Source organism: Yersinia rochesterensis, from assembly GCF_003600645.1.
Lineage (GTDB): Bacteria > Pseudomonadota > Gammaproteobacteria > Enterobacterales > Enterobacteriaceae > Yersinia > Yersinia rochesterensis.
This window is the reverse complement of record NZ_CP032482.1, coordinates 393,545-416,698: the sequence shown is the minus strand read 5'-3', so window position 1 is coordinate 416,698 and position 23,154 is coordinate 393,545. Positions and strand designations below refer to the sequence as shown.

Sequence of the window (23,154 nt, the reverse complement as noted above, 5' to 3'; positions counted from 1 at the left end):
AAAACTCCCATATATAATTAACGTACAATCATACGATACCCCCAAAATGGGTTTCTTATCATGGTTGTTGATAAAGTAACGGTTGTAAATGAAATATACTTAATATCAAAAGCCTTTTTTTATGCAATTAAGGCAAGGATGCCCTCTATGTTACCCACAACTACACAATCGAACCCTTAGCGACTTTCCCCGTCGCTAAGGGCGCTTCCGTTTGCCAGGGTGCTTGGTGGCCTCTGGCTCACTGGCTTATTCTCATGTGCATTTGATGGATAACGGGCTTTTTAGGGGTCTGAAGCCCAACCGTACGAAAACGTACGCTAAGTATATTTTTTAACCAAATTGGTGCTTTCGCTGCTGCCATGACAAAAGATAATTATAAAGGCCATTCATCGCTTTCTTCCGCTTGCTTAAGTGGCCTTAGCTGTCCTTTTGTTACCTGTTCTGCCAGCGTGAATGTGTAGTGACCCAGCATATTAATATGTGCATGGCGCAGTGGTGACAGCCGGGATTCATCGTCTTCATTTATGGCTTCACCCTCATCACGTAAATGTGCCAGTGCCGCCTGCATATAAATGGTATTCCAGAGTACGGCGGCATTGGTTACCAGCCCCAGAGCGCCCAGTTGCTCCTCCTGCCCGTCCTGGTAGCGTTTTCTGATCTCGCCTTTCTGCCCGTGACAAATGGCTCTCGCGACAGCATGTCTGCTTTCTCCCCGGTTAAGCTGGGTCAGAATGCGACGTCGGTAATCTTCATCATCAATATAATTCAGCAGATACAGTGTCTTTCCGGCTTCAATAATTGCCTGTGTTAACCCTGAAGGGCGATCACTGCTCAGCAACGAACGGATCAAAACTGACGCCCGGATTGTCCCAAGCGTCAGAGAACCGGCCATGCGCATCATGTCATCCCAGTGTTGCTCTATCTTCCTGGCATTGGCAGCATTGCGGGCGATGTCATTCAACACGCCATAATCTGCATCTTTATCCACTCGCCAGAACACAGAGGCCCCGGCATCAGCCAGACGAGGAGAGAACTGATAGCCCAGCAACCAGAAAAGACCGAAAATCAGGTCACTGGAACCCGCCGTATCTGTCATTATCTCTGTCGGGTTGAGTCCGGTTTGCTACTCCAACAGACCTTCCAGTACAAATATGGAATCCCTTATCCACCTGAGTCTGATCCAGTTGACGCTCAGGGTTCTGGTCAAAGCTACTTACCCTGATATAGCCAATGCGTTGACCTTTCATACTCCTCCAGTACTGAATGTGTCAGGAAAGAATCTATGACCTTTAATTACTTGTGTCAATAAATAGGCGGAGTGACTTTATTCTGACAGTTTTTCATTATCTGACCTGACGTCAGGTTAGGGTATAGTTTATATTGACACTGTATTTATCTCTTTATTATTTAATAATTAGATGGTTAGAGAAATTAATATCTGCTTGATTTTTCGCCGAATATAACATCTTTCATTGATTTTTTAATGAATGGATCACAGATTAATTTATTAAAGTCCTTTTTTATATATCCAAAATAAACAGTAAATAACAATACTTTTTCGATGTACTTTTCTGGTATTTTTTTAGAAAAATTTTTAATATTTATTAATGCTTCTATGTCTTGCGCAGACAAACCTGGTATTTCTAGGTAATTGGCAATTTTTCTCTTGGAGAATATAGGTTCTCTTCTCTCAGCTGAAGTGGCTATTATTGCAGTTCTAATACACCAAGATATCTTTTTGTTAGCACTTTTCTTATTCTTTATCCCATGGTATGACATTGCTATTTCTGATGCTAAAAATACAGCTTTGCTTATTTCATAATCATAACTTTCTTTGTATTTGAATGCTGAAAAAATTTCAGTCATTAAATTTTCACCATCTAGCGGTATGGATTCTTCTTTTAAGTGCAGGGCAAATAGATCGCCTGACATCATTTTATCTAAAATGGTTTTCTCTGGGTATAAAAAAAGATGGACTGAGTCATGATTTATGGAGATTATTTTTTCTCCATCATAAACCCCAAGAAGGTCTATGTCAGAACTTGCGTCACTATCGTGACGAGCTTTGCTTCCAAACAAAACAAGGGATTTCATATTCAATGATAAAGAGGCTCCAAAGAGCCTCTTCCTATTCTAATAAACTTGTACATTAGACCTGACGGTTCCTTGATACCCACCCAAATCTACGGCGAGGTGCCAATGTCCTGTAGATGGAACCTTAAGTTGTGTTTGTGATGACGTCATATGGCCACCATAATAAGAGTGGCGCTTACCATTCTTATAGTTATTAAAGTTATAAGAATCCATAAGCTTCACGTTTGCTGCATTCCCAGACAACGAGACTGAAACCATCTGTCCAGCTTTTAGCATTCTTAGATCGTGATGTGTAAATCGCATACAGTAACCTCTACTGGTTGAGACTGTTGACCTTTCCTCTGAAAACTGAGAGTCTATCCAACAGTCTCTTTGCTGATGGCTATTGCACTTTCCCGGCAAAAGTTAAGTGCAACACATAGATAAAGGGGTATTGGTACTTGCCAATACCCCTTTATTTTTCCTTGCGAACTCCTTTGAATGGAGTCCCGTCAGATTTTACGTCCATGAAACGCCCTGTTTCAGTGTCACGCTTAACCCAAGTTTCGGTTGTAGGATTGAACGCCTGAGAGCGCTGACGAACCATACCGACCCGACTGTTGTCTTTTGGAGGGTTTGTAGCCATGTGAACCTCTTTTAGATAAATGCTGAAAAGACCATTCTTTTCACGCACTATCACTGTATCGAGTATGGTTCTACATGTCAACTATCGAAGATCATTTTGATATGCATTTTTGATAAATATGATGCGTATGTGCCGTCCCATGCTATAATAGGTTATGGTTTTATTACGGGGATTTTGTATGGATTTTCCAATTATTTTAGAAAGAAACCAAGAGCTTGCAATTAGATTGTCATTTATTGATTTTAAAATTTACTATACAGGCGTTTTATCAAGATCTGATCTAATAGAAGAATTTGGCGTTTCTGAAATAACTGCGAGCAGGATTATAGCTGAATATAAAAAAATAAGAGGTGATAATCTTCGCTACGATTCATCAGAGAAGAAATTCTTTTTGTGTATCGAAAATTTCACTCCACTTGCAGATATAAAAGCAGAAGATGCCCTATTTATGCTTGCTAATGGATTTGATAAAAATAGAATTATAAAAAAAAGCGGATTTATTCAATTTGAAGAGATAACTGTCGATACGAACCCTATATGTAACAAAAAGGTTTCCGCAATAACTAGAGCTATTTCTCAAGGACTAATGGTTTCGTGTGTGTACAATTCTGCCGCAGGAAGGGATCTTTCTGAACGGTTTATTGTTCCGTTAGTTATATTATTTGATGGGATAAGTTGGATATTTAGGGCTAATCATCCAGAGGCAAGTGGTAATATAAAATACAAAAATTTTAATTTTTCTAGAATAGTTAGTGTAAAAGATAACGGAATCAAGGTTGGAAGAGAGTATGGCTTAGATTATGATGATCTATGGAATAAAATTGTTCCTGTTGATATAGAAATAAATAGTAGTCTTGATTGCAATGTAAAAGAGTGGATAAGGCGTGATTATGGCATGGCAGATAATGAAAATAATATACTCATGACTGAAAGGGCCGCATTCGTTTGGATAATATTGAATCAGTGGAAAATTAGATATAGTGGCAACAAAAAATTTTTAGGTGAGAATTATCTTCTTGAGCTGAAAAACGAAGATATGCTGAAGAAGTTTGGCGCAATACCCTGATTCATTTACGTATATTTTCTATTAGCCTTGATGTTAATCACTATCGAAGTGTAGTCGGGACTCGGCGTCCAGTGATGTAAAAAGGATCTACATACATGAGATCCTTTTTACGTTCCAAAGAAGGCCTGCCCACACAGCTGTTCAAAAAATACACTTAGCGTACGTTTTCGTACGGTTGGGCTTCAGACCCCCAGTACAGCAGTGGCGGAAAATCAAAGCTTGGCAGAATAACGAAAGCGGGCGATTCATATCTGCGAACGCTTCTGGTTCAGGGGGCCCGTTCGGTTTTGATTGGTGCAGAGAAAAGGACTGACTCATTCAGCCGTTGGGTTTGTACGTTGGTTGAGCGCAGGGGGTACTGGCGGGCTGTTGTAGCCATCGCCGCCAAAAACGCGAGGCTGTGCTGGGCATCGTTGCATTACGGTGATGATTTCAGGCTGTACTCAGCCAGCTAAAGCACAAAGCAGTATAACCATCTGACCTGCAACTCGTTGATGAAAAAGGGTTATACCCCGTGAGGCCTATCTGGCTATTGTACAGGATATACGTATCCGCTTAACGAACAAGAACCTCACGCGCGTCTTTCATCAGGGCCCGAATCGATAACGATTCATCATGGCCGTTTATAGTACCGCAGTCTCTCCCCTTTATTTTACTGACGAGCAGACAGAAACCATAAAACCGGCGTTGACATGCCGGGGAAGCTCTTATAGTACAATAATTTCCGATCTCCAAACTCACCCCTACTATATTCTTTTTCAGCGTGAGAATTGACTACCGTTTTTCCCTGTAACGCAGCCAGGGTTGCCGTTTTAATCGCAGCAGCTTTATTGGCAATAGTGACTTCAATTGGCAATACAGAGAATGGCCCTGCCCAAAAATGAACCAGGGCGCTAAGAAACGCGGTGGCACCACAAAATATTCCAATCAATCCCACTATATTTTTCCGTAACATGAACATTATCCTTGTTGGAGGTAATTCCATCCATAATGCGACAATCACTTTGTTGTACATTCCAACTGACTTTTAATATCGAGAAATTCACACCAAAGGTATTTATCCGTTCGCATAGATAGCCTCTGCAGAGCAGATCTGAAAGCAGCTAATTTACTGTCCTTTTTTGACTAAGGCACAATCTAACCGCTTCATTGCTGCGGTTTCAGAATGGTTGTGATTTTTACTCATGGTAATAATGACTTCACATAAACATGTTTATGAGCAGGATGAACGACGAACTGGCAATCAACACAACCAGAAGGTTCACAGTCGTCACCATAATATTGATCCAGAGTCGTGGCACCTGCTCTCTCTTCGCCCAGGAGAGGTGCAATGAGTAAACGGCTGAAAATACCGCCCCCCCCAAGAAGAACAAGCCTATAGCTGCTGCAACTTCTGAGGAAGAAGAGCACTGACTACCGCAACCGCTACCACTCACACCACTGCCGATAATCATTAAGCTAAAAAAACCGCTATAAAATCCAATCACACCAGTTACTACGGCGACAACCAACCAAATTTTGCATTTTTCATGCATATATATTAGGGTCCTAAATTGATTTATCTGTCACTATGCATTCATGTTGTCAGAGGATATTGTAAAGAGATATCTGAAGTCGTTAAACTTAGACATAAAAAATGAGTTATCCCCTTATATGTCGTGACGGCGCCACTGCGTGTTGTGTCGTTATCAGCTTGCCAGACCACGTTTGCTACGAGGCTATTTTCTTCATCAACGAGCTAGAGTTATATCCAATATTTCTTTTTTTTACTGATAAAGGCATCAGACTTTTTAGGCGATACAGAAATAAAATCCTGAATATTCGTCATGGCGTGTACCTTATTGATTATTGTGATTTCCGCTAAATCACTCTAAGTTTTTATAGTTATCTGAAATTTTCTTGAAAATTGACTCAGTCAAAAGAATGCCTACTTCTTTTGACTGAGAGAAGATGACACAATAATCTATAACTAGATTTACAGCAAAAAAATATTGCTCAGTTTGTTTAGGTTGATAAAAATCATCTTTTTATTTTTTATAAACATGTCCAGAACATGTTCTTTTCTGGCAATAAACATAAACACCATCATCAGACCAGTTGTAAGCATTCCACTATTCATTAAAGTCATTCATCTTTTTTCTGTCACACTTGGTATTTATAAAAAATGTATTTTGCAATATATTGACTATTTAACGTCATCAAGACTCTTTGCTTTTATCATGCGTCCCATCATCAAACTTAGCATAAATATGACTCCTGGCCCCCAAACCCACCAAAGCTCAGACTTAATCACCGCAATTCCGTTGGGTTTGAAGTACTGCCCAAGCTGAAAGGGTGCCACTTTAATAACTTGTACGGGGGCGAAAAATCGTTCCTGAGACCAGGGCCAAAGCCATCCAACCCCCATTCCGCCCGTAGTCAAAGAGTCCAGTACGCTGTGAGAGAGTAATGATAATGTCAGAAACCATCCGATGCGGCTAAAGCTGGCATTGAAGTAGCAACGGAATAACAATGCCAATGCAGGTAATGAAAAAGCAAACAGTAAAGAATGGGTAAATCCTCGATGGCCAAACGCATTGGCATAAGCAATACCCAACTTAAAAGAAAGAACATCCAAATCTGGGATTATTGAGAAAACGATGCCCGTCAACAGCAACACCGGAGGAATAGTTTTCTTACCCAGACCCAACCCAATACAGAGGGGAATAGCAGCGTGAGTAATGATGGTTGGCATGACAAATATCCTATCTAAATGGCGTATTCAAGTGAATCAGACATTAATATCTCTTCTCGTCATCGATCAACAAACTTGATTGATTATTAATGTTCTCGTTAATCACTGATTTTGCCTGTCGTAAACGATGAGTTAGCGCTCTTTTACGGATATAAGCCTTTTTCTCTTTACCAGGCAGAAAACGGACTGGAATTGTTATCATAGCTTTGAATTCATCTAATGGGACAGCGATGGGAATAATATCTGACACTTGATATTGAACACCTTTAAAAATGAAGTTAAAATCAATACAATAATCATCTTTTTCGAACGGTTCAATATTATCAATACTCGCGTCTATATTTAATCCTGACTGACTGATCAGTGCTCTATCACTATAATAAGAAATACTGCTAATTGTACTGACGAATGAAAAGATAATTAATACAATACCACTCAAAAGAAAAAGGAAAGAAATAATTAACGTTCCACTGGCATGCCATGCTTCATCCGGATGTTTTGTTATCTGGCTCCATTCGATAAAAAAAGCACATAGTATAAAAACAACCCCCAGACCAAAAACCATAAAAAAAACACCAATATGGGCTTTAATTGATTCCCAAAGTGGTGAATCAAATAATGAATTACTTTTCACCAACATAATTACTCTTGTTAACATCAATTTTATAATAACTCACCACGATGTTCCTACTCAGCGGTTAATTTATCATCCAATCACATTTCATTCGCTATTATCCGCAAACGGAATGACTCAATTTTAGGGGCCTACTTAAGGAAACACACACACGGTTTCTCCCCAATCTTTATGACTACAATTTTTAATCGGCTGACTATAACGGGCAACAAAGCGGATAACGCTGTCACCACTGTTAATTTGAATTTTACCGTTATCAATCAGTGAGACAGGTTGGTCATCGAGAGAGATATGGCGGGTAAATAAACGAGCGGATGTTCTTTCAATAAAAGTGGTATCTAATTCAGACGGTTGATAATCCTGCTGTTTAAGCCAGCTGCGGGCATCATTACGTGACCAAACATTAGGTTGATTCGCCAGCGCGAACACTTCCAGTAGCCAACCATTAGAATTCTGATATGGCCCGCTAAATGGGTAGGCCGCAAGATTGTAACGTTGGCTATGAAGCAAATTGATGCGCTGAGGGTCCGCCAACACTGTTATCAGCCGTTCTTGTAGCGGAGACGACAGACGGAGTATCGCAATCTCTTTTCTGACTAAGCCATCAGATAAGAACTCATACAGTCCTTGAACATATAAGGATGAATGGGCAGTGCCGCATTCATTAAGATTATGATATATCTGCCAATGTCCACTCGGCCGTCGAACCGCCCATGCAGCATGCGAATAACGTAAGTTATGGCGCGCCATATCCTGTCCCTGACGCACCAAAACCACGACCTTATCGTCCCGCTGGTTGAGGGTATCCTTCAACATTTGGGCACTGGCCATGGTGCTGGCGACGTTCTGTGCTGCCGGAGTTTTATAATCGCAATCGGTGCTTTGTGCCATCACCGGAGAAATAAGACTAAGACTAAGACTAAAAGCCAGTATCCCCAACGTATTCACGATTAAACGTCTCATTTTGAGGGGACTAACGGCTGATTTTGGGAAAGACCGGCATCGCTTTCATACAGCATATGAGAAATTACTTTTCCTTCTTTTTTCAATAAAACACCCGTTCCTTCTGGTGCTTTTTCCAGATCCAATTTATCACCAGACGCCAGTTTAGCCTCATCAACCACTTTTTCTGGTACCAATAACTTTACTTGCTGGTCATCCGCAGTTTTCGCCGTCAGCATTGCCGTAGGGGATTTTTTATTTCGCTCAACAGAGGTCATGATCAATCCTGTCGGCAACAGAACGGGTGAGAGAATTAATCCGCTCACCAGCGCGGAACTGCCGAGGCTAACAACACCAGCAGAAAATGCCATAGATTGACCTTGAGAAAGTTCGGCGTAGCTCACAAAGGGCAACACTGCGGTGATAAACAAAGATAAACGTAATGAATTTCGCATACTCATTCCTTTTTAAACGTATTAATTGCACACAATGGGTCAAATTAGTGATCACCCCATGAGTCATATACAGTTTCAGAAACCATGCTCGCTGATGATAAAGCTATTTTATCAATCGCTTCGTCTGGTCTGGGTTCACATCATGCTGGCTGGAGCCGCTTCGGTATAAAACAACAATAGTGATTATGCGGTTGTCGGAGGCTCCTCACACACGGCCTGTTGCCACCAGACCCGCAACATGAATTTATGCCCACAATCCAGACAACAGATATTGGGGTTATCCAGGGGCATGACCGTTATGCCTTCCGTTATCAGGTGTGTTGACAGGCAATTGACGCAATGCACACCTTGCTGTCCCGGAGTAAAACCCAGCAGGTTTCGCGGAGTCGGGGTAACAGCAGTATCCGTAAATTCCTCCAGCAACGGGCCAAGCCTTTTATGGTAAATCAGAAAAGCACTCACAGAACGTAGCCCACACAGCGCAAAAACTTGTGTCGGTCGCCACTGCGTCCATAACATCACCAGGACCGCATACAAACGCCAAAAATGCTCTGGACGCATCCGGGAAAACAGTGTGCCGGTGGTGGCTGTAAAGGGATTATCGCAGGCCGGGCAATAATACCCTTCAATAGACGAGACTGTTTTACGGGGACGAATGTGCTTATTCTGGCAGTAAGGGCAGGCATATACCGCACCCTGTTCAGGATTTTGCGCATCCAGCCGCTCCACGGCTTCTCTCAGCACCGGCTCCCGTTGCCAGACCTCCCGTAAATGTTGATATTGCGCCTGGGTCGCATGAGCGAACAATCGGCTAAACCACTGGGGGACTGGGATATCACTCTGTGGCGTGTTAGCGGCAAACGGATCAACGCCCTTCGGTATGTCGGGATACATTACAAAATCAGCCTGGCAAACCTGGCAGTGCACTTCAGGATTACCGACCGGCATCGTTTCACTATAGGCCAATTGCGTGCTGTTGCAGGCAGGGCAATGTATCCCTTGCTGCCCCGGGGTAAATCCCCGTAAGTAACGCGGTTGTGGGGTCACCGGGCGATGACCAAGCAACGCCAGAATCGGCTGGAGCCGTTGGCAGTACTGTTTCCATATCTGTTTGGATTTACAGTCACTCAACCAGGCAGCATCTTCCTCCCGCCAGGTCCCCCAGAGGGTCACCAATACCGCATAAAGTCGCGAATGCCTAACATGGTGTAAATCGAAAAACGGCGTATGGGTATACGGAGAACTGCACCGCAGGCACGCCCGGCAACGATATTCCTCCGGGCGGGTTCCAGGACAGATATCCGTACTGTGACAATGTGGACATTGTGTCAAGGTGATGAGTCCCGGATTACGCTTATCCAACGCTGTTGCCAATTCACGCAATACCGGTTCGCTTTGCCACAATTGAGCCACACTGGCGTACTCCACCGCATCCAGATGCGAAAAAGCAACCGGATACCAGTCCGGCAAAGAGAGTTGACCAGAGGGGTTCTTATTTCCATTCACCTGATTATCTTCCGTAATAAATGAAGGTTTACTGAGTGTTAGAGGATGAGGCCAGCAACGCATACCGATTCAGCAGTTGACTAAACCGGCTGTCTATCTGTTGGCGCAGTGCCGATGGCGGGGTCTGCCCAGACTGTGATTGTTCCTGATACTGACGCAATAACTCTTCCAGAGGTAATGCCTGTGTCAGTGGTTGCTGAATCGCAAAAACTACCGATTTAAGCTCCGATACCGTCATATAACGCCCCTTCTTTTCATCCAATCCATTCAGTCGATCTGCCAGTTGCCGCAAACGCTCTTGTGCCAATGCATAGTGTTTCAACTCCACCAATGGCGCAGCACCGGCTTCTCGCTGTTGCTGCCACAAGGCACTCAGTCGTTTAACCTGTTGGTTGGCTGGCCACAGTTGTTGCGCCTGAGCTAACAACCCATCCCCCCACATTTGTGCCCATAACGGTGGTAACTGTGTTAGTTGTTCCAACTGTATGCCACTGGCTTGCAATACGGGCTCAGCCAAACGCCCCAACCCGGCGTCTGAGGTCTGTTTTCTCAGTTCATCGATTGATTTGGCTACCAGTGGCGCAGGTAATGGCGCGACACTGGTTAGCAATGCCTCGCGCAATGGATTAGATGACAGCGACTGCCAGATAAAGAAACTCCCCACCATCAAAACAGCCATCAGCGATAGCCCGGCGACAAACCCCTGCCCCGCTTTCCAACGTGGTGGGGGCGGCGAAGGCGGCGACAACTCCACCTCAACACGCGCCGGGGCCGGTTCGTTGACAAGATAAACCAGTGGTTCGCTGACCGCAGCCGACGAGAATGTCGGTTGTGGCTGTCGTTGTGGTTCAGAGACACCGGCATGCCGTACCGGAATACTTAATCGGTCTGGCGTATCAGCGGCGGTCTCAGCACTCTCCAGACGTAGTGCTGCGTTATGCAACATCAGGCGCACCCCATCCAATTTACTCAGATGTTTGAGCTCTAGCGTTTGCAACTGCGTGCACAACTGTTCCAACGCACGCTCTGCCCGGTACACCTGAGCCAGGTCACCGTAGCATAATGTCATGGTGCGCCAAACTTGCTGCAACCGGTCACTCAACCAGGCCAATAACGCCACCCGGGCATGGGTTTGCGGTGGCCACAAGGCGCTCCATTGATGAGAGATTAATCCCGCCAACAGTTCCAGCCCCTCACACAATCCAGCCAGTCCTGCGATGTGCGTCCGCGCCAAGGTAAAATCTACCGTGGTCTGTAACTCAACCCCATTTTGACGAAACAGCGCTAAACAAAGCTGCTCAACCCGCCCCCAGTCAACATCCGGGCGAGCTGGATGATGTAATTTGCCGATTTCGTCACGTAACGCACTGAATTCAGCAAAATGGCGGGGGTCACCGCCGGTTTTAACCGTCCGCTCGGTATTAGGTGTCATAGTTTGTCTTCCCTGATAAAACATTAAAACGACGCCCTCGGATCGAGTTGCGTGCTAAAACCACCTAATATTCTTTTTATTAGATTATCTCTATATAACACCGGACTAACCCCATATTAATATCGAGCAAGAAACTGAGATGTACGCCCGAATTTTCGGGCGCACATTGACCATTAATAATCAGTCATTAATCGTAATCCCTGTCCCCACCGAGAAAGGCGATACGCTCTTGAGTCATTTTTGTCTGACACTGGTAGATTTTAATTCTATTCTGGAAAGGTGTTGCCGCTGAATCCGCATCAGAAAGTTTTCCACATTTAAGCGCTTTTTCATTCACCCAAGCAACCTGCTCTTTTTTCATGGATGACCTGATCGCGTCCGGCAATCTTTTCCAGACATCATTCAGATAAGCGTCCTGGCCCATATAGTCCCTTTTAGCTTTATCCAATTTAGCACTATAATTACTACTAATAATGTCATCTTTCGTTACGGCGAGAACCGTCGTTTGATATAACGCTTTCATAATATTTTCGACACGACTGACAGAAATATCCTTTTTATTATCTGCTAGTTTGACACTATAGGCATAGTCATTCCATACAATGCTGCCTTGATTAAGCGTTCCGCCATTGCTCACCAGCAGGGACAGATAAACCGGATTATCTTTCACGACTTCAAGTGTTTCGGCCGGTAAATTAACGACAATTGTTGCCTTACAGTTCAGTTCACTGCCCGTATTACCTGCGGTTGATACATTGGATGCGTTAATACTGATGCCGTTGAGTTTATCCTGAAATACCTGAAGGTCTTTGCCGTAGAAACGTGCAGCATCTGTAATATAATTACTTTGCAACTGTCCCCCTGCTCCACTCTTAATATAATCCTGCAATGCCTTCACAGCATCTTCTCGTCCACATTTAAAGTCATCACCGCCAAAGAAACCCGCGTGAGCATTTAACGAAATAAATAAAACAGAGGACAATAAAAAACTCTTTTTCAACATTTAAAAACACCTTTTTTATTACAACGCAGGCGAAAGAATGACTTCCCACCTGTCCCATTAAAAAATAATATGTTTACACGCACTAAAAAATACTAAATTCACAAGCGCTCAATATGACTCACCCGGATTGAGATAGTGTTGTTGTTTAAGATGGCGTATCAACACTCGCCCTTCCGGCATAAACGCGGTGCCAAAGTGCACCAGCCCGAACTCTTTTAGCTCGGCATCAATGCCATATTCCAAATGCCCCGGGGTGGATTGCGGTAGCACCACCACCTTGAGACTTTTCAACCGTGGCTCATATTTCAGCAAGGTGTCAGAGATCGTGGTCAGCAGTGAATGGGCGGTGCCGGGCATCCCTTGCAGGATTTTGCTCATGTCCGGCAGGCCGTAATCCGGCAGATGACTGAGCGTACCGGCGCGGCAGTTGAGAATGCGCTGCATATTGTCGAGCACCGACAGGACGACCTGATTGGTTTCGCTCACCTGATGAAGGTCAAGCTCACCCGCTACGTTGCCGAACAGCATTTCATAGAGAGAAGGCTGAGCCATATTACTTACCCTTTAGGGGTAACAGCGTCATCCCATGATTATTCAGTTCAATCTGGCGAGCCTTATCGGGGTCGAGGTCGTCACGACTCAGCACTACCCGCCAAGTGTTGTTGGTGATATCGGGTGCCAGAAACATGCCCGCCACCGCCACATATTGCGCTTTTTCATCCAACGGCACGTCGATGGTCACCGCAGCTCCGGGGCGAATACGGATATCTTTTTCGGCAACCAGATCGGCTTTGATAGCTTGGCTGTCTTCGGCAAATAAAGAGGGATAATCGGTGCCATCAAATGTTTTGCGATCCTGTAGCTGATAGATACGCACCACCGTGGCCAGCGGGGCCCCGGCCGCGTTGTTGTTTACCGCATCCCGCGCCTGTATATCCAGATGTAGTGTTTTCACCTGCTTATAAAAAATGGATTTTGTCACGGCGACGGTGCCGTCACTCACTTTCTGGGTCAGTCCACATCCGCTCAGGGTGGATATCAGGACCAGCATCAGTAATGCAAAAGGTGTTTTACCAGCGGTAATCGCCATATTCATCGGTGTCCCTTCGGTGAAGATTTTCCTGAACACGCTGATAGCGGCCCAGATTAATTGTGATCATTTCAGTATTATTTTGTCGGGTTGACGCGGCGCGCTGTGTGCGCATCATCGCGGTTCGGCCTAACAGAATACCGGTGCTTTTCGGCTGGCAGGAGAGTTGGGCATCAGGCAGCAGCGCGCGTAACACCGACAGTTGTAAACGCACATGCAGCCGTGACCCCAGATACACCTGCAATAACGCCAGCAAATCGGTGTGTAACTGCCCGCCGGGCAGCCACTCGCGGGCTTCATCGGGGTTATCGGTCTTCAGTTGCAGTAATACCTGGCTGTTAACATCCACCGCGTGACTGCCCATCACTGGGCTGTTGCTCATGCTGATGGGGTAGCGCGCACTCATGGCCAATGGATTACGCAAGGGGATACGGCAGCGGTCATGGGCTATCACGCGGGCCTCGGTTTCCGGTGCCAGCAACTGAACCAGCGCCATAATGCCTTCGCTGGTGCGCGTGGGCAGCCGCATCATGCTGGTTAGCGCCAAAAAGCGGGATACCGGCGTGGCGATATTCTGTGCGCATCCCTCAATACCCAGGCCACAGAGGCTCAACAGATATTGAGAGGTTTTATCGGTGCCGCCGGGAGAAAAACTGGCCGGATAGGAGTACTTGCGCCAAATGCGATAATACTGCGTGGTCAGCCGGTGATTGAAGATATCGAGAAAGTCGCTGACCGCCTCATGCCCTTCGCGGCGCTGGGTAATATCGTCGATATAGGCGGTGGGCAGCGGTGACTCCACACCATACAACCCCATAAAAGTGGTGCGGATGGTCGGCGGCAGGTGTGCATGCTCGGGTATTTCCACCCGTTTAAATTCACTGGCCGGAAACCCCATGCCCGGATGGGGGCGAAATCGCACCGGATCGTGCCTGACCTGCCAGTGGCTGCCCAGTGGGGGCGCATCCGGCTGGCTTTGCTCCAGTAACTGGCAGAAACGATAAAACTGGGTATACGGCAGTTTATCCCACAGTTGTTCGATTAGCCGGGCAGACGCTGATTGTGATTCTCTTTCCATCGGATACATTTCCCTGCAGGCTGAACGATAAGGGTGAGCTGATTAAACAGATGGATGTCAGCGTAAAGGGCAAAGAAGCGGTTGAGCATCTCGCCGAACAGGTGAATGTCGCCTTCACCGGTGAAACCGTTGCCATCCAGCGTCACTTCAATATCGATACCCCGCAGCAGAAAGCCCTTTTCAAAACGCTGCGTCTGGTGGTGCTGCACCTGTTGAATGGCATCAAGACGGCGATTATTCAGTTCATCCCCTTGCCAGTTGTACAGCTCCAGCGTCCCGCGTAGCACCTGTGCGCTGCTCATCAGGTTGAGGTAACTTGAGCCCAGATGGCTCAGTACCCGCCACTGGAAGTGGTCTTCCGCCGGGGGATAAGAGGGTAACGTAGGCTTGCAGAGATTGCGTACTTTCAGCGGCGTCTGTAACACTGCTTCGCAACGGTCCAACAACGTGCTCTGTAACGCTTTGCGCGGGAGCTGACCATTGGTACCGGTAATTTTCAGTGACACCGCCTCGCGGGTAAACAATCGGTCCGCTTCCCATTGCTGGCCGCCGAGGATCAACCAGGTATCGTGCAGCCCGGTCACACCCCGTTTTACGCGGGTATGGAAGTAACGCTCTGGCGCATGACGTCGCTGCATCCCGCCGCGATGGCGAAAGCTGGTAAAAGGAACATAAGTGGCATCGGATGTTCGCTGCGAACCGGTCACGGTGTCCACAGAGTAAATTTCAGTGTGCCCATCCTGCAAACGGCGCGGGCGCAGCATATACTCACTTTCCAGTCCATTGATGGTCAGCGGATCCGCTTCCAGCGAGAACAGGTTAACCACTGGCACACAATGCAGGTGCAGCGCGTCATCCCTGACCGGCAGGTCGTTTTGCCACTGACAATCAAACACCACCTCGATATCAAACCAGGTAATGCCCGCTGGCAGCGTCACGGTTTCCAGCCCGTTCAGATGCACGAACATAAACTTCTCGCGGAAGGTGAAATATTCCAGCAATAGCTGATAGCCGCTGAAGGCGCTGTCGCCTTTGGGCCACAGCAAATCTTGGTCTGCAAAGCCGCCGGGAGAAAACCAGCCATCCAGTTTTATTCGCTCAGCCTGATTGGGTAGCCGCAAATAGAGCGCGGCCTGACGCCGAGTCAGTGCCAGATGTAACGCACTGCTGACCGGGGCGTCTCCCGCCAGATAAAAGCATAGGCGCCGTAAGTCCACCTGTGACCAGTCAGCTTGTGGGCTGCAGGCCAGTCGCAGGCGCAGCACCGAACGGCCGTCCGGCTCAGTCGCCATCACCACGGTTGAGACGGCGAGCGGGTTGAGTACCATCTCGCGGGTGGTGCGGTACTGGCAGACGGTATTCTTCGGCCCAATGGGGCGGGAATAGATTTCCATGCCTGCGGGCACGATTTCAGCCATTTTCATCGCCGGGACATCGGGGGTCAGCGAGACAATGGAGAGCGAAGGAATGGTGCGCAGATAGTGCGGCCACAACATGCTCACCAGCCCTTCGGTAAACTCCGGCAGGTCGTCATCAATTTTTTCGCGCAATCGCCCCATAGAGAAGGCAAAGCCTTCAAATAGACGTTCGACGTAAGGGTCAGGCGTACCGGGTTTATCCAGATCTAACATCGCTGCCCGGTCAGGGTGAGTTTGGGCAAACTCTTTCGCCGCATCGCGCAGATAGCGCATTTCAGCATCGTAATAACGCAGGGTAAGGTCTTTCATGGTTTTCTTTTTATCAGGATAGGGTTATCGATTAACCACACAGCACCGCAGCCCGTGCTGGGTCAAGGGCCACTAATCCGGCGAGCAGGTTTTCCATCTCGCTATGCAGCCGTGATTTGTCCGACTCGGTTCGGCTGGCTTTCATGCGCAGCAATTTCAGGCGGCGGGCTTTCACTTCAAACAGCAGTTCCGGCTCCCATTGGCTGAGTGTCATATGAGTCCCGTTCCCCTCTAATTCACCCAGCAAATGCAATGCCATGTCGTTTTTTCCGTACTGCTCAGCGACCCGCGCCATCAGCAAGCGGATCAGCCACTGATGGCGTGGCGTGCGGGTACCCGGGCGGTTCTGTAGCCAGTTCAATGCCGCTTCCACACCTTCGCTGTCGGCCTGCGCCAGCGCTTCCGGCTCCAGTTGCAAAATATCGTCATCACCCGCCGTACTGGCGGAGGCTGCGGGTTCACAGCCCCAACTTTCTGCTGCCATCACCTGCTGGGTTATCCAGTTCTGCGTCACTGCGTCGGCAAACGGGGTGCCGTCATTAAACGCCAGACCTTCAAGCCCCGGCAGGCGGGTCAGCAGGCCATTTAAATCCTGCTGAATGATGTCAGCCCAGCGCTCATGCAGCCCACCGGTTTTGGTCAATGCCTGATGGGTATACCACTGGAGATCCAACCACAGGTGATTGACGCCCTGTGCAAACAGGATGTCGGCTTGCTCCAACAATTCCAGCCAGCTTTGTTGCAGATAGAGACGTTTCAGCAGAGCGCGGTTCTCCGGCTTGGGTGGGGCCAGACGGGTACATCGGTCGGCGGCCAACGGTGGCAATTCATGCAACGTGTCCAGACGGATGCTTTTCATCAGACGGTGGCCCGACAGCCAGCCGTTCGGCTGGTCGCGCAAAAAACTCGCCAGCAGTTTTGCCTGATCGAGCAAGTCACGCCCGGAGCTGACCGCTTTCAATGCAGGTGCATCCGATGCGGCGTGACGGGAGGGACTGCTGTTTTGCGGAATGACGGCGTCTGGGCCACCGGACTGCATCAGTCGATGTTCCAATGCCGCATACAGGCCGCCGAACTGAGGGCGGCTCGGCTCATCCCAGCCACCAACACTTTCTTCGATTAGCGCCAGCGCGCCCACGATGCGCTCAAAGTCAGCTTTTGCGACTTCCGGGTACAGTGACAGGCTGTCCAGCACCCGGCTCCCCGCCAGCCATTCCAGTGCCAGTTTGCGGCTGTTGCCGCGCTGTGGATGCAGCGCATCACCAAAATGTTGGACCAACCCGGCCAGCAGGGCCAGACCGTCCGCCAGCCCGCTTTCGCCATCGATATGCAGTCGCGCCCAGATATAGTAGGTCGCGACGCGCACATCCTTGCACGCTTCGGTCAGCAGTCTCTCCGCCAGTGCGCACACCAAACCGGTGTCCGCGCCGGACAGTTTGTTGACCTCTTCACGCATTTGCTGGAAGTCATCGTCATAACCGGGATCCTCACCTACCGCTGAATCTGCGGCTATGGGAACCAGCCATTTTCCCCACAGCGCAATCTGCTGCTGTACCGGTTGTGCAAGCGCCTGCTGTTCAGCATGGCTGGCGTTGAGTAAGCTGTGCAAGGTGGCCATCAGTATTCTTCTCCGGTTGCGCTATCCGCTTTCTGAGCGCCGCCAGTGGCATCTACGCTAAATATTTGCGTCGGTAAGACAAAATTCCGCAGTTTCAGTAAGGCCAACGGACCTTCTCCGGCTTCAGTCCGTAAGGTGTAGTTCAGCGGCCTGCCGTCAGGGGCTTTCCAAGTCAGATTAAAACTGCTGTTTACCCCCTGATACGGGGTGACCTGAGCCTTATCCAGTAATCGGATCCATCCCCAAGCCCCAGGGAGATCGGCAAACTGTCGGGTACCGGCCTGGGTACTTATCCAGCTCAGGCTAGCCCCCGGTGCTTCAGTATCATGGGGCCAGGTGAAACGTTTCCAGACTGGCAACTGGTTGTAATAGCTGAGTTTCTGGCTGTCGATCACCAGATCAGTCTGCATCACGTCTTTGGCGGTACCGGGGCGCAGTTCAAAACGAATGCCTGCTTCTCCGTTGGCAAACACCACGTCAGACAGGTAACTCAGTTGATCCACCGCTTTCAGGAACGCCGGGTTAAACGTCAGTCCTTGTGCATTGATGCTGTCCGGCACCCAATGGCTGCCCTCTTTGTGCAGCACGCCATTCAGCCGGGTTTGCAGAAAACGGGCGATACGGCCACTGTCGCTGTTGAGGTAACGCGCCAGCAGCGGGAGTGACACTTCACTGCTGGTATCTTTTAACGGATAACGCCCGCCAAAGGTGCTGTTCCAGTCATCGACGATAGATGCCTGCCACTGGGCATTCAGGCTCTGAGCGGCAGGGGTTAATACCTGCTGCCACGCCTGTTCCATCGGCTGGACAAACACCGTCTGACCAAAGCCACTCCACTCCTGACCAAGGCTGGCGGCCACCAGACTGCCGTAATCGCGGGTTTCGGTCAGATCGACCGCCTTGCCCTGAAATACCGTCTGCGCCAGAGTCTGGGTCATGGCCTGAGGATCAGCAGCATTCACCACCTGTTGGAGTTTAAGCCGTACTTGAGTGACACGGGTCAGGAAGGTTTGCAGACTGAGATTGGTATTGCCCTGCCCGCCCGCCTTGCCGTCCATCAGCGCCAGTACTGGCCCGAACGTGGCATCCAACGGCCCCTGGGCACCCGCTTGCTGATCAATAGCGGGCTGCTCATCGCGGTTTAACAGATTTTTGGCCGATTTCACCAGCGAGTCAGACAGCGCTTCCCCAGTTTGTCCGGTTTTCCCCTGTACGCTCAGGGTGTTCATCAGCGCCACCAAAGGAGACTGACGCACGTCTGCCATCAGGGTGAGCTGGTCGATGGAGTCCGACAGCGTCTGCGCCTGCTGCCAGTGCAGGCTGTTGAGAAAATCGAGCCAACTGGTGGAGAAGTCGGCGAAATAGCGCTCTTTCAACCGCGCCTGCAGGGCTTCAGGGGAATCCTGTTGCAGCACGGCATGTTGGCTGTCGCTCAGCACCCAGTCCATCTCTTCCCGGCGCTCACTGACCACTTTTTCAATCGCCGGTTTTACCGCGTCCTCCCAGGCTTTACGGGTGAACATGCCCGGCACCACGGCATCGGTGGTAAAGATGCGTTCAGCATCGGTATCGCCGGTCATATCAGACAGGCGCAGATCAGCATACTGATGCGCTACCTGAACTAGCATCTTTTGGTAGAGCGAAGACTCACTGTTACGCGCCCCCATCTGACTGATCAACCGGGTCCGCACCTGACTAACCAGATTCTCATCCGGTGTCAGACGCCAGGCCGGGTGCAGGGGAAGATTACGGGCATAAAAATCCAGCAGCGCTGGGCCACTGCCCTGCCAGAGATTGTCCGGCACACCGCTGCGCTGCGGCCAGTCGCGCAGCAGCGTGGTGCTAAACCATGCTGCATCCATTTTCTCCGGCCGCGCCAACATCAGATAGAGTTTTAACTGGTCATAGGCGGGTTTTACCAGTGTGTCGCGCAGCGGAGAATCCGGTGGAAGCTGCGCCATGGTGCTAAGTTGTTCTTCAAGGTGACGAGCAGCGGCATCGCGCAGCAGAGGGGTGGCGCTGGCCTGATAGTGTGGCCAGAGTGCGGCCAGCAAAGCATCGTTCTGGCTCAAACCAAACCGGCTGTACCAGGGGGCGCGCTGTTGCTGGCGATACTGCAATCGGTCTAACGTGTGTTGCAGATCCAGCAGCGCTTGCAGACGCGCAGGCAGGGGCTGCTGCACGTTAGCCGCCAGTTTCACCTGAGATTCACTGACATTAATGGTGTCGCGGTTAACCAGGAATGACATCACCATGCCCGCGCCCCACAACACCATGACGCCCGCCACCGCCATCGCCAGCGTTTTACGCCAGACGAACCCGAGCTTTTTCGCGGCTAAGCCTGCGGGCAATGACGGCAGTGAATCAATCAACACATCCCAGCGGTTATCCTTGCCCCAGTGGTGTTTCACGCTGCGCTTTGCATTGATCGACGCCGGGCTGAATATCACCCCCGCCAACGGTGAAGGGCGATAGGGATTCAGCAGCGTAGCAAGGGGGCCCGCGACAGAGTCCGGCTGACGCGCTAACTGATCCGCCAGTTGCAATAAAAATGGGTGCTGGGTGTTGCTGCTAATCTGTTGCGTACCCTGCTCAATCAGCGACGGCAACAACCCGGCAAGTTGCGTACTCAGTTCGTCCGGTTGACAACCCGCAGGCAGCAAACAACCCACGGATTGTGTGATGCGATCGGCGCCGCCATCGGCATGCAGTGACCAGACATACAGCGGCAACCGCCAGCCGAGCAGCTCAAAACGTGCCGCGAACGCCTGCGCCACGCTGTCCATCATATCGGTGGTGAGGGTTGTTTTTGATTCTTTCTGACCCAGTGTCGTGCGTTGGGCTAAGGCTGAAGTCACCCAGACGACGCCATCCAGCGGACGTCCACGTAATTTACGCAAGGCACTCAGCCACGCGCTATCGGCCTGCGCCCCCAGATCGCCTCCCCACAACAGCACGGTGCCACTGTCTTCCTGCCAGTATTGCGACGTCAGGCCGGGGGTGAGTTGCTCCACATCCGCCGCACTGCCGGTGAGTAACAGAATGCGTACTTTGCGGGGCCAGAAGCGGCCGTAGAGAGACTGGAGACACGTTTTAATATCAGATGTTAACTTGTTGCTGGCGGGGGTTTTATCCGTTGCTTGTTTCGTCGGTAGCTTTGGTTTAAAAGCAATCTGCCTTATATTTTGTTTCCACCGCCACCAAAATGCCATCCCAATAAGCCCCATCAGAAGAACCGAAAAAATCCCCCCCCATATAAGCCAGGCAGTAGAGGCCAATACACCTCTGTCGACCAGTTGACGCTGGAAAACTATCAAGAGTAGGGCACTAACCCCAGCCAAACCTATAATCAGAAGAAAATATCCCCAAAAACCATAGCGTGGCGGTCGAGATCCTTTCTCTTGGTTCATGAAAATAGCTCCTTGGTAATGAGACACATCGAACCTGACGATTGTGGCTTTTGATAAATGATCAGTTGGTTTTGTGAAGTCTTGCTTGCGGCCTCTACCATCATGCTCAAAGATAGGCCCAAAATCATTTCTCCTGGTGGGCCGAAAGTCAGGTCAATATAATGAACGGGTTTCTTTTTAGGTAATATCCAGTCATGAGCATCTGCATATAAAGCGATATTCACCGCGGTATTCTCTGTATCACCTGATAACCAAACATGTTCTAATTTATTAAAGTCTAATTGGTTGTAATCAAAAAGCATGTTTAGATCATCAGACAGTTTTCCAAGTGCTAATGGCATTAGTCTTCCTAATCCTGCCAGAACGGGATAACCATGTGTGTTAATAAATTCTGGTGAACTAATCAGTTGCGCTGAAATAAGTTCACTTGATTTTTGCTGTATGTTATTAGGCCAGTTTTGTAAGCACAAAATTAAAATCACGCCCTCAACTTCAGACTCAATATTTAATTCATCGATCTCTTCAATAAAAGAGATAAATTCAGGTAAAAGATCCCACTGACCGAAAACAGCAGATTGAATTGTTTCACGATGGAGTACTGAAGAATGTAATACATAGACAGTGTGTAAATAGTGACGATAGCCTGAAGACTGACTTTCGAGCTTATCATCAATCTCATTTAATCGTGATGGTAAAGTTTTTTTGTCTCCGGCTAACGGGCGGGCTTTTTGAGGATACATAGGGATTTTAGCTTGCTCCCCCAAAATCGAGCCAATACCGTCAATCTCTGGGGTCAATAAAACATTACCCACTACGGCGAGCTGCTTTCGACTCCATTGTTGCCATTGCGCCTTCGTTTTTTGTGATTCTTCATGCCAGGCAAATGCAGATGCACCTGACTGCTCATAACGGTTAAGTATTACCCCAAAAATACAAAACCATAGTAGCAGAGCAGGTAATACACCATAAAGGAGTATCGGGATATATGTCGAGAAACGGCCAATAAATAAAGCAGCTCCAGCCCCTATTATCAACATAATGATTAAAACAATTATCCACAGACTATAACGAGGAGGAGGTAATACAGATTGCTCAGGGATTTCAGGAATAGGCCAACCCATAATTATGACTCAATGCTGTTTTCGGGATGAGAACTAATAACTCGACAACCACAGGCACACAGACAGTTACTCACAACAACAGAAACCCCCTCTTCCATTTCAGTGGGTGAACCTTCAATAATTTTATTATTTCCATGCCCTTGTATGGGACAAGAAACTAAATCACCGACTAATGCAACCTGCACTCCATTAATAAACATGGTAGATGACGCTGTGATCACCTTTCCCCCATGCGTAGTAGTATCACCTAAGCAAACTATTCCTGGCATTCCTTTCTCCAATATTTACATGATAAAACATGTTAACATATCACTTATGAAATAGAGCAAACGCGTTAACTACAAGAGAAATAAATAATATAACGTTGGATGTTAGTATAATTACATCTTTAATATTTCGTTTTCTAAGCTACTTAAAAAATAAATATAAGACGATAGCCACTGCAACAAACTAAATCAGACGTGCACTATAAATAAAAAGAAAAATTATCATGTACAAGATTTCCCATGTACTGAGATTAAGTACTTAATGGTACCAAAATTAGCACTCTCTACTTTTAATATTCAGTATAACTTCACCCGCGAAAACTAATGATAAACATAAATCAGAAAAAAAATTA

Annotated in this window: 21 protein-coding genes and 3 pseudogenes; 2 read left to right on the top strand and 22 right to left on the bottom strand. The window is 48.0% G+C overall.

What is annotated here, in order from left to right:
* Positions 1-373 precede the first annotated feature (373 nt).
* From DXZ79_RS02030 to DXZ79_RS20630, 5 genes and pseudogenes are all read right to left on the bottom strand, one after another.
* Positions 374-1,165, bottom strand: a pseudogene (locus DXZ79_RS02030) (Tn3 family transposase); the annotation flags it as partial.
* A pseudogene (locus tag DXZ79_RS02025) lies at positions 1,155-1,247 on the bottom strand (recombinase family protein); the annotation flags it as partial. The pseudogenes DXZ79_RS02025 and DXZ79_RS02030, both read right to left, overlap by 11 nt.
* 184 nt (positions 1,248-1,431) lie before the next feature.
* Entirely contained in the window at positions 1,432-2,100 is a 669-nt protein-coding gene (locus DXZ79_RS02020) for a hypothetical protein (protein WP_162928719.1), read from the bottom strand.
* 33 nt (positions 2,101-2,133) lie between these two features.
* Positions 2,134-2,352: a DUF1883 domain-containing protein gene (locus tag DXZ79_RS21265; RefSeq protein ID WP_425330479.1), complete on the bottom strand. Its 219-nt coding sequence runs from the start codon at positions 2,350-2,352 to the stop codon at positions 2,134-2,136.
* Between the two features lie 196 nt (positions 2,353-2,548).
* The gene (locus DXZ79_RS20630) at positions 2,549-2,719 is read right to left on the bottom strand and encodes a hypothetical protein (RefSeq protein ID WP_162928718.1); all 171 of its coding nucleotides are present in this window, start codon (positions 2,717-2,719) and stop codon (positions 2,549-2,551) included.
* Positions 2,720-2,897: 178 nt separating this feature from the next.
* On the opposite strand from DXZ79_RS20630, the gene DXZ79_RS02010 reads away from it, so the two are divergent.
* Positions 2,898-3,785, top strand: coding sequence for a BrxR family helix-turn-helix transcriptional regulator (locus tag DXZ79_RS02010; protein WP_120011050.1), 888 nt, complete (start codon positions 2,898-2,900; stop codon positions 3,783-3,785).
* A gap of 191 nt (positions 3,786-3,976) precedes the next feature.
* Positions 3,977-4,240: pseudogene (locus DXZ79_RS02005) on the top strand (transposase); the annotation flags it as partial.
* Between the two features lie 197 nt (positions 4,241-4,437).
* Here DXZ79_RS02005 and DXZ79_RS20625 read toward each other — a convergent pair.
* The 17 genes from DXZ79_RS20625 to DXZ79_RS01925 form a co-directional block, all read right to left on the bottom strand.
* On the bottom strand, positions 4,438-4,740 hold the full coding sequence (locus tag DXZ79_RS20625; RefSeq protein WP_162928717.1) for a hypothetical protein: 303 nt from the start codon (positions 4,738-4,740) through the stop codon (positions 4,438-4,440).
* Between the two features lie 244 nt (positions 4,741-4,984).
* Positions 4,985-5,320 carry a hypothetical protein gene (locus DXZ79_RS02000; protein WP_120011049.1) on the bottom strand — a complete coding sequence of 112 codons (336 nt, stop codon included), beginning with the start codon at positions 5,318-5,320 and terminating at the stop codon, positions 4,985-4,987.
* A gap of 650 nt (positions 5,321-5,970) precedes the next feature.
* A complete protein-coding gene (locus DXZ79_RS01995; RefSeq protein WP_120011048.1) occupies positions 5,971-6,519 on the bottom strand; it encodes a metal-dependent hydrolase in 549 nt (182 codons plus the stop codon).
* A 43-nt stretch (positions 6,520-6,562) separates the two neighbouring features.
* Positions 6,563-7,159 (bottom strand): hypothetical protein, encoded by a 597-nt coding sequence (locus tag DXZ79_RS01990; protein WP_120011047.1) that lies wholly within the window; start codon positions 7,157-7,159, stop codon positions 6,563-6,565.
* A gap of 129 nt (positions 7,160-7,288) precedes the next feature.
* A complete protein-coding gene (locus DXZ79_RS01985) occupies positions 7,289-8,116 on the bottom strand; it encodes a DUF2145 domain-containing protein (protein ID WP_120011046.1) in 828 nt (275 codons plus the stop codon).
* On the bottom strand, positions 8,113-8,550 hold the full coding sequence (locus DXZ79_RS01980) for an STM0539 family protein (RefSeq protein ID WP_120011045.1): 438 nt from the start codon (positions 8,548-8,550) through the stop codon (positions 8,113-8,115). The genes DXZ79_RS01985 and DXZ79_RS01980 overlap by 4 nt, the downstream gene beginning before the upstream one ends.
* A 183-nt stretch (positions 8,551-8,733) precedes the next feature.
* On the bottom strand, positions 8,734-10,056 hold the full coding sequence (locus DXZ79_RS01975) for a hypothetical protein (RefSeq protein WP_120011044.1): 1,323 nt from the start codon (positions 10,054-10,056) through the stop codon (positions 8,734-8,736).
* A gap of 28 nt (positions 10,057-10,084) precedes the next feature.
* The gene (locus DXZ79_RS01970) at positions 10,085-11,488 is read right to left on the bottom strand and encodes a VasL domain-containing protein (protein WP_120011043.1); all 1,404 of its coding nucleotides are present in this window, start codon (positions 11,486-11,488) and stop codon (positions 10,085-10,087) included.
* Between the two features lie 187 nt (positions 11,489-11,675).
* Positions 11,676-12,491, bottom strand: coding sequence for a lysozyme inhibitor LprI family protein (locus tag DXZ79_RS01965; RefSeq protein ID WP_120011042.1), 816 nt, complete (start codon positions 12,489-12,491; stop codon positions 11,676-11,678).
* A gap of 108 nt (positions 12,492-12,599) precedes the next feature.
* Positions 12,600-13,043 carry a type VI secretion system baseplate subunit TssE gene (gene tssE / locus DXZ79_RS01960; RefSeq protein ID WP_120011041.1) on the bottom strand — a complete coding sequence of 148 codons (444 nt, stop codon included), beginning with the start codon at positions 13,041-13,043 and terminating at the stop codon, positions 12,600-12,602.
* 1 nt (position 13,044) lies between these two features.
* Positions 13,045-13,581 carry a type VI secretion system lipoprotein TssJ gene (gene tssJ, locus DXZ79_RS01955; protein ID WP_276508154.1) on the bottom strand — a complete coding sequence of 179 codons (537 nt, stop codon included), beginning with the start codon at positions 13,579-13,581 and terminating at the stop codon, positions 13,045-13,047.
* On the bottom strand, positions 13,562-14,668 hold the full coding sequence (gene tssG / locus DXZ79_RS01950; RefSeq protein WP_162928715.1) for a type VI secretion system baseplate subunit TssG: 1,107 nt from the start codon (positions 14,666-14,668) through the stop codon (positions 13,562-13,564). The genes tssJ and tssG overlap by 20 nt, the downstream gene beginning before the upstream one ends.
* A complete protein-coding gene (tssF, locus tag DXZ79_RS01945) occupies positions 14,623-16,386 on the bottom strand; it encodes a type VI secretion system baseplate subunit TssF (RefSeq protein WP_120011040.1) in 1,764 nt (587 codons plus the stop codon). Before tssF ends, tssG begins: the two co-directional genes overlap by 46 nt.
* Positions 16,387-16,417: 31 nt before the next feature.
* Positions 16,418-18,004, bottom strand: coding sequence for a type VI secretion system protein TssA (gene tssA / locus DXZ79_RS01940; RefSeq protein WP_120011039.1), 1,587 nt, complete (start codon positions 18,002-18,004; stop codon positions 16,418-16,420).
* Positions 18,004-21,231 carry an ImcF-related family protein gene (locus DXZ79_RS01935; protein ID WP_120011599.1) on the bottom strand — a complete coding sequence of 1,076 codons (3,228 nt, stop codon included), beginning with the start codon at positions 21,229-21,231 and terminating at the stop codon, positions 18,004-18,006. Before DXZ79_RS01935 ends, tssA begins: the two co-directional genes overlap by 1 nt.
* 179 nt (positions 21,232-21,410) lie before the next feature.
* Positions 21,411-22,535, bottom strand: a complete 1,125-nt coding sequence (locus DXZ79_RS01930; RefSeq protein ID WP_120011038.1) for a hypothetical protein — start codon at positions 22,533-22,535, stop codon at positions 21,411-21,413.
* Positions 22,536-22,537: 2 nt separating this feature from the next.
* Complete coding sequence (locus DXZ79_RS01925) at positions 22,538-22,804, bottom strand: PAAR domain-containing protein (RefSeq protein ID WP_120011037.1); 267 nt, start codon at positions 22,802-22,804, stop codon at positions 22,538-22,540.
* Positions 22,805-23,154 lie beyond the last annotated feature (350 nt).

Bases quoted from the DNA above. Each gene is read 5' to 3' on its own strand.
- DXZ79_RS01935 (WP_120011599.1), bottom strand. From the start codon at position 21,231: ATGGGGCTTATTGGGATGGCATTTTGGTGGCGGTGGAAACAAAATATA.
- DXZ79_RS02010 (WP_120011050.1), top strand. From the start codon at position 2,898: ATGGATTTTCCAATTATTTTAGAAAGAAACCAAGAGCTTGCAATTAGA.
- DXZ79_RS20630 (WP_162928718.1), bottom strand. From the start codon at position 2,719: ATGGCTACAAACCCTCCAAAAGACAACAGTCGGGTCGGTATGGTTCGT.
- DXZ79_RS01980 (WP_120011045.1), bottom strand. From the start codon at position 8,550: ATGCGAAATTCATTACGTTTATCTTTGTTTATCACCGCAGTGTTGCCC.
- DXZ79_RS21265 (WP_425330479.1), bottom strand. From the start codon at position 2,352: ATGGTTTCAGTCTCGTTGTCTGGGAATGCAGCAAACGTGAAGCTTATG.
- DXZ79_RS01930 (WP_120011038.1), bottom strand. From the start codon at position 22,535: ATGGGTTGGCCTATTCCTGAAATCCCTGAGCAATCTGTATTACCTCCT.
- tssG (WP_162928715.1), bottom strand. From the start codon at position 14,668: ATGTATCCGATGGAAAGAGAATCACAATCAGCGTCTGCCCGGCTAATC.
- tssA (WP_120011039.1), bottom strand. From the start codon at position 18,004: ATGGCCACCTTGCACAGCTTACTCAACGCCAGCCATGCTGAACAGCAG.
- DXZ79_RS01985 (WP_120011046.1), bottom strand. From the start codon at position 8,116: ATGAGACGTTTAATCGTGAATACGTTGGGGATACTGGCTTTTAGTCTT.
- tssF (WP_120011040.1), bottom strand. From the start codon at position 16,386: ATGAAAGACCTTACCCTGCGTTATTACGATGCTGAAATGCGCTATCTG.
- DXZ79_RS01995 (WP_120011048.1), bottom strand. From the start codon at position 6,519: ATGCCAACCATCATTACTCACGCTGCTATTCCCCTCTGTATTGGGTTG.
- tssJ (WP_276508154.1), bottom strand. From the start codon at position 13,581: ATGGCGATTACCGCTGGTAAAACACCTTTTGCATTACTGATGCTGGTC.
- DXZ79_RS01970 (WP_120011043.1), bottom strand. From the start codon at position 11,488: ATGACACCTAATACCGAGCGGACGGTTAAAACCGGCGGTGACCCCCGC.
- DXZ79_RS01925 (WP_120011037.1), bottom strand. From the start codon at position 22,804: ATGCCAGGAATAGTTTGCTTAGGTGATACTACTACGCATGGGGGAAAG.
- DXZ79_RS01990 (WP_120011047.1), bottom strand. From the start codon at position 7,159: ATGTTGGTGAAAAGTAATTCATTATTTGATTCACCACTTTGGGAATCA.
- tssE (WP_120011041.1), bottom strand. From the start codon at position 13,043: ATGGCTCAGCCTTCTCTCTATGAAATGCTGTTCGGCAACGTAGCGGGT.
- DXZ79_RS02000 (WP_120011049.1), bottom strand. From the start codon at position 5,320: ATGCATGAAAAATGCAAAATTTGGTTGGTTGTCGCCGTAGTAACTGGT.
- DXZ79_RS01965 (WP_120011042.1), bottom strand. From the start codon at position 12,491: ATGTTGAAAAAGAGTTTTTTATTGTCCTCTGTTTTATTTATTTCGTTA.
- DXZ79_RS20625 (WP_162928717.1), bottom strand. From the start codon at position 4,740: ATGTTACGGAAAAATATAGTGGGATTGATTGGAATATTTTGTGGTGCC.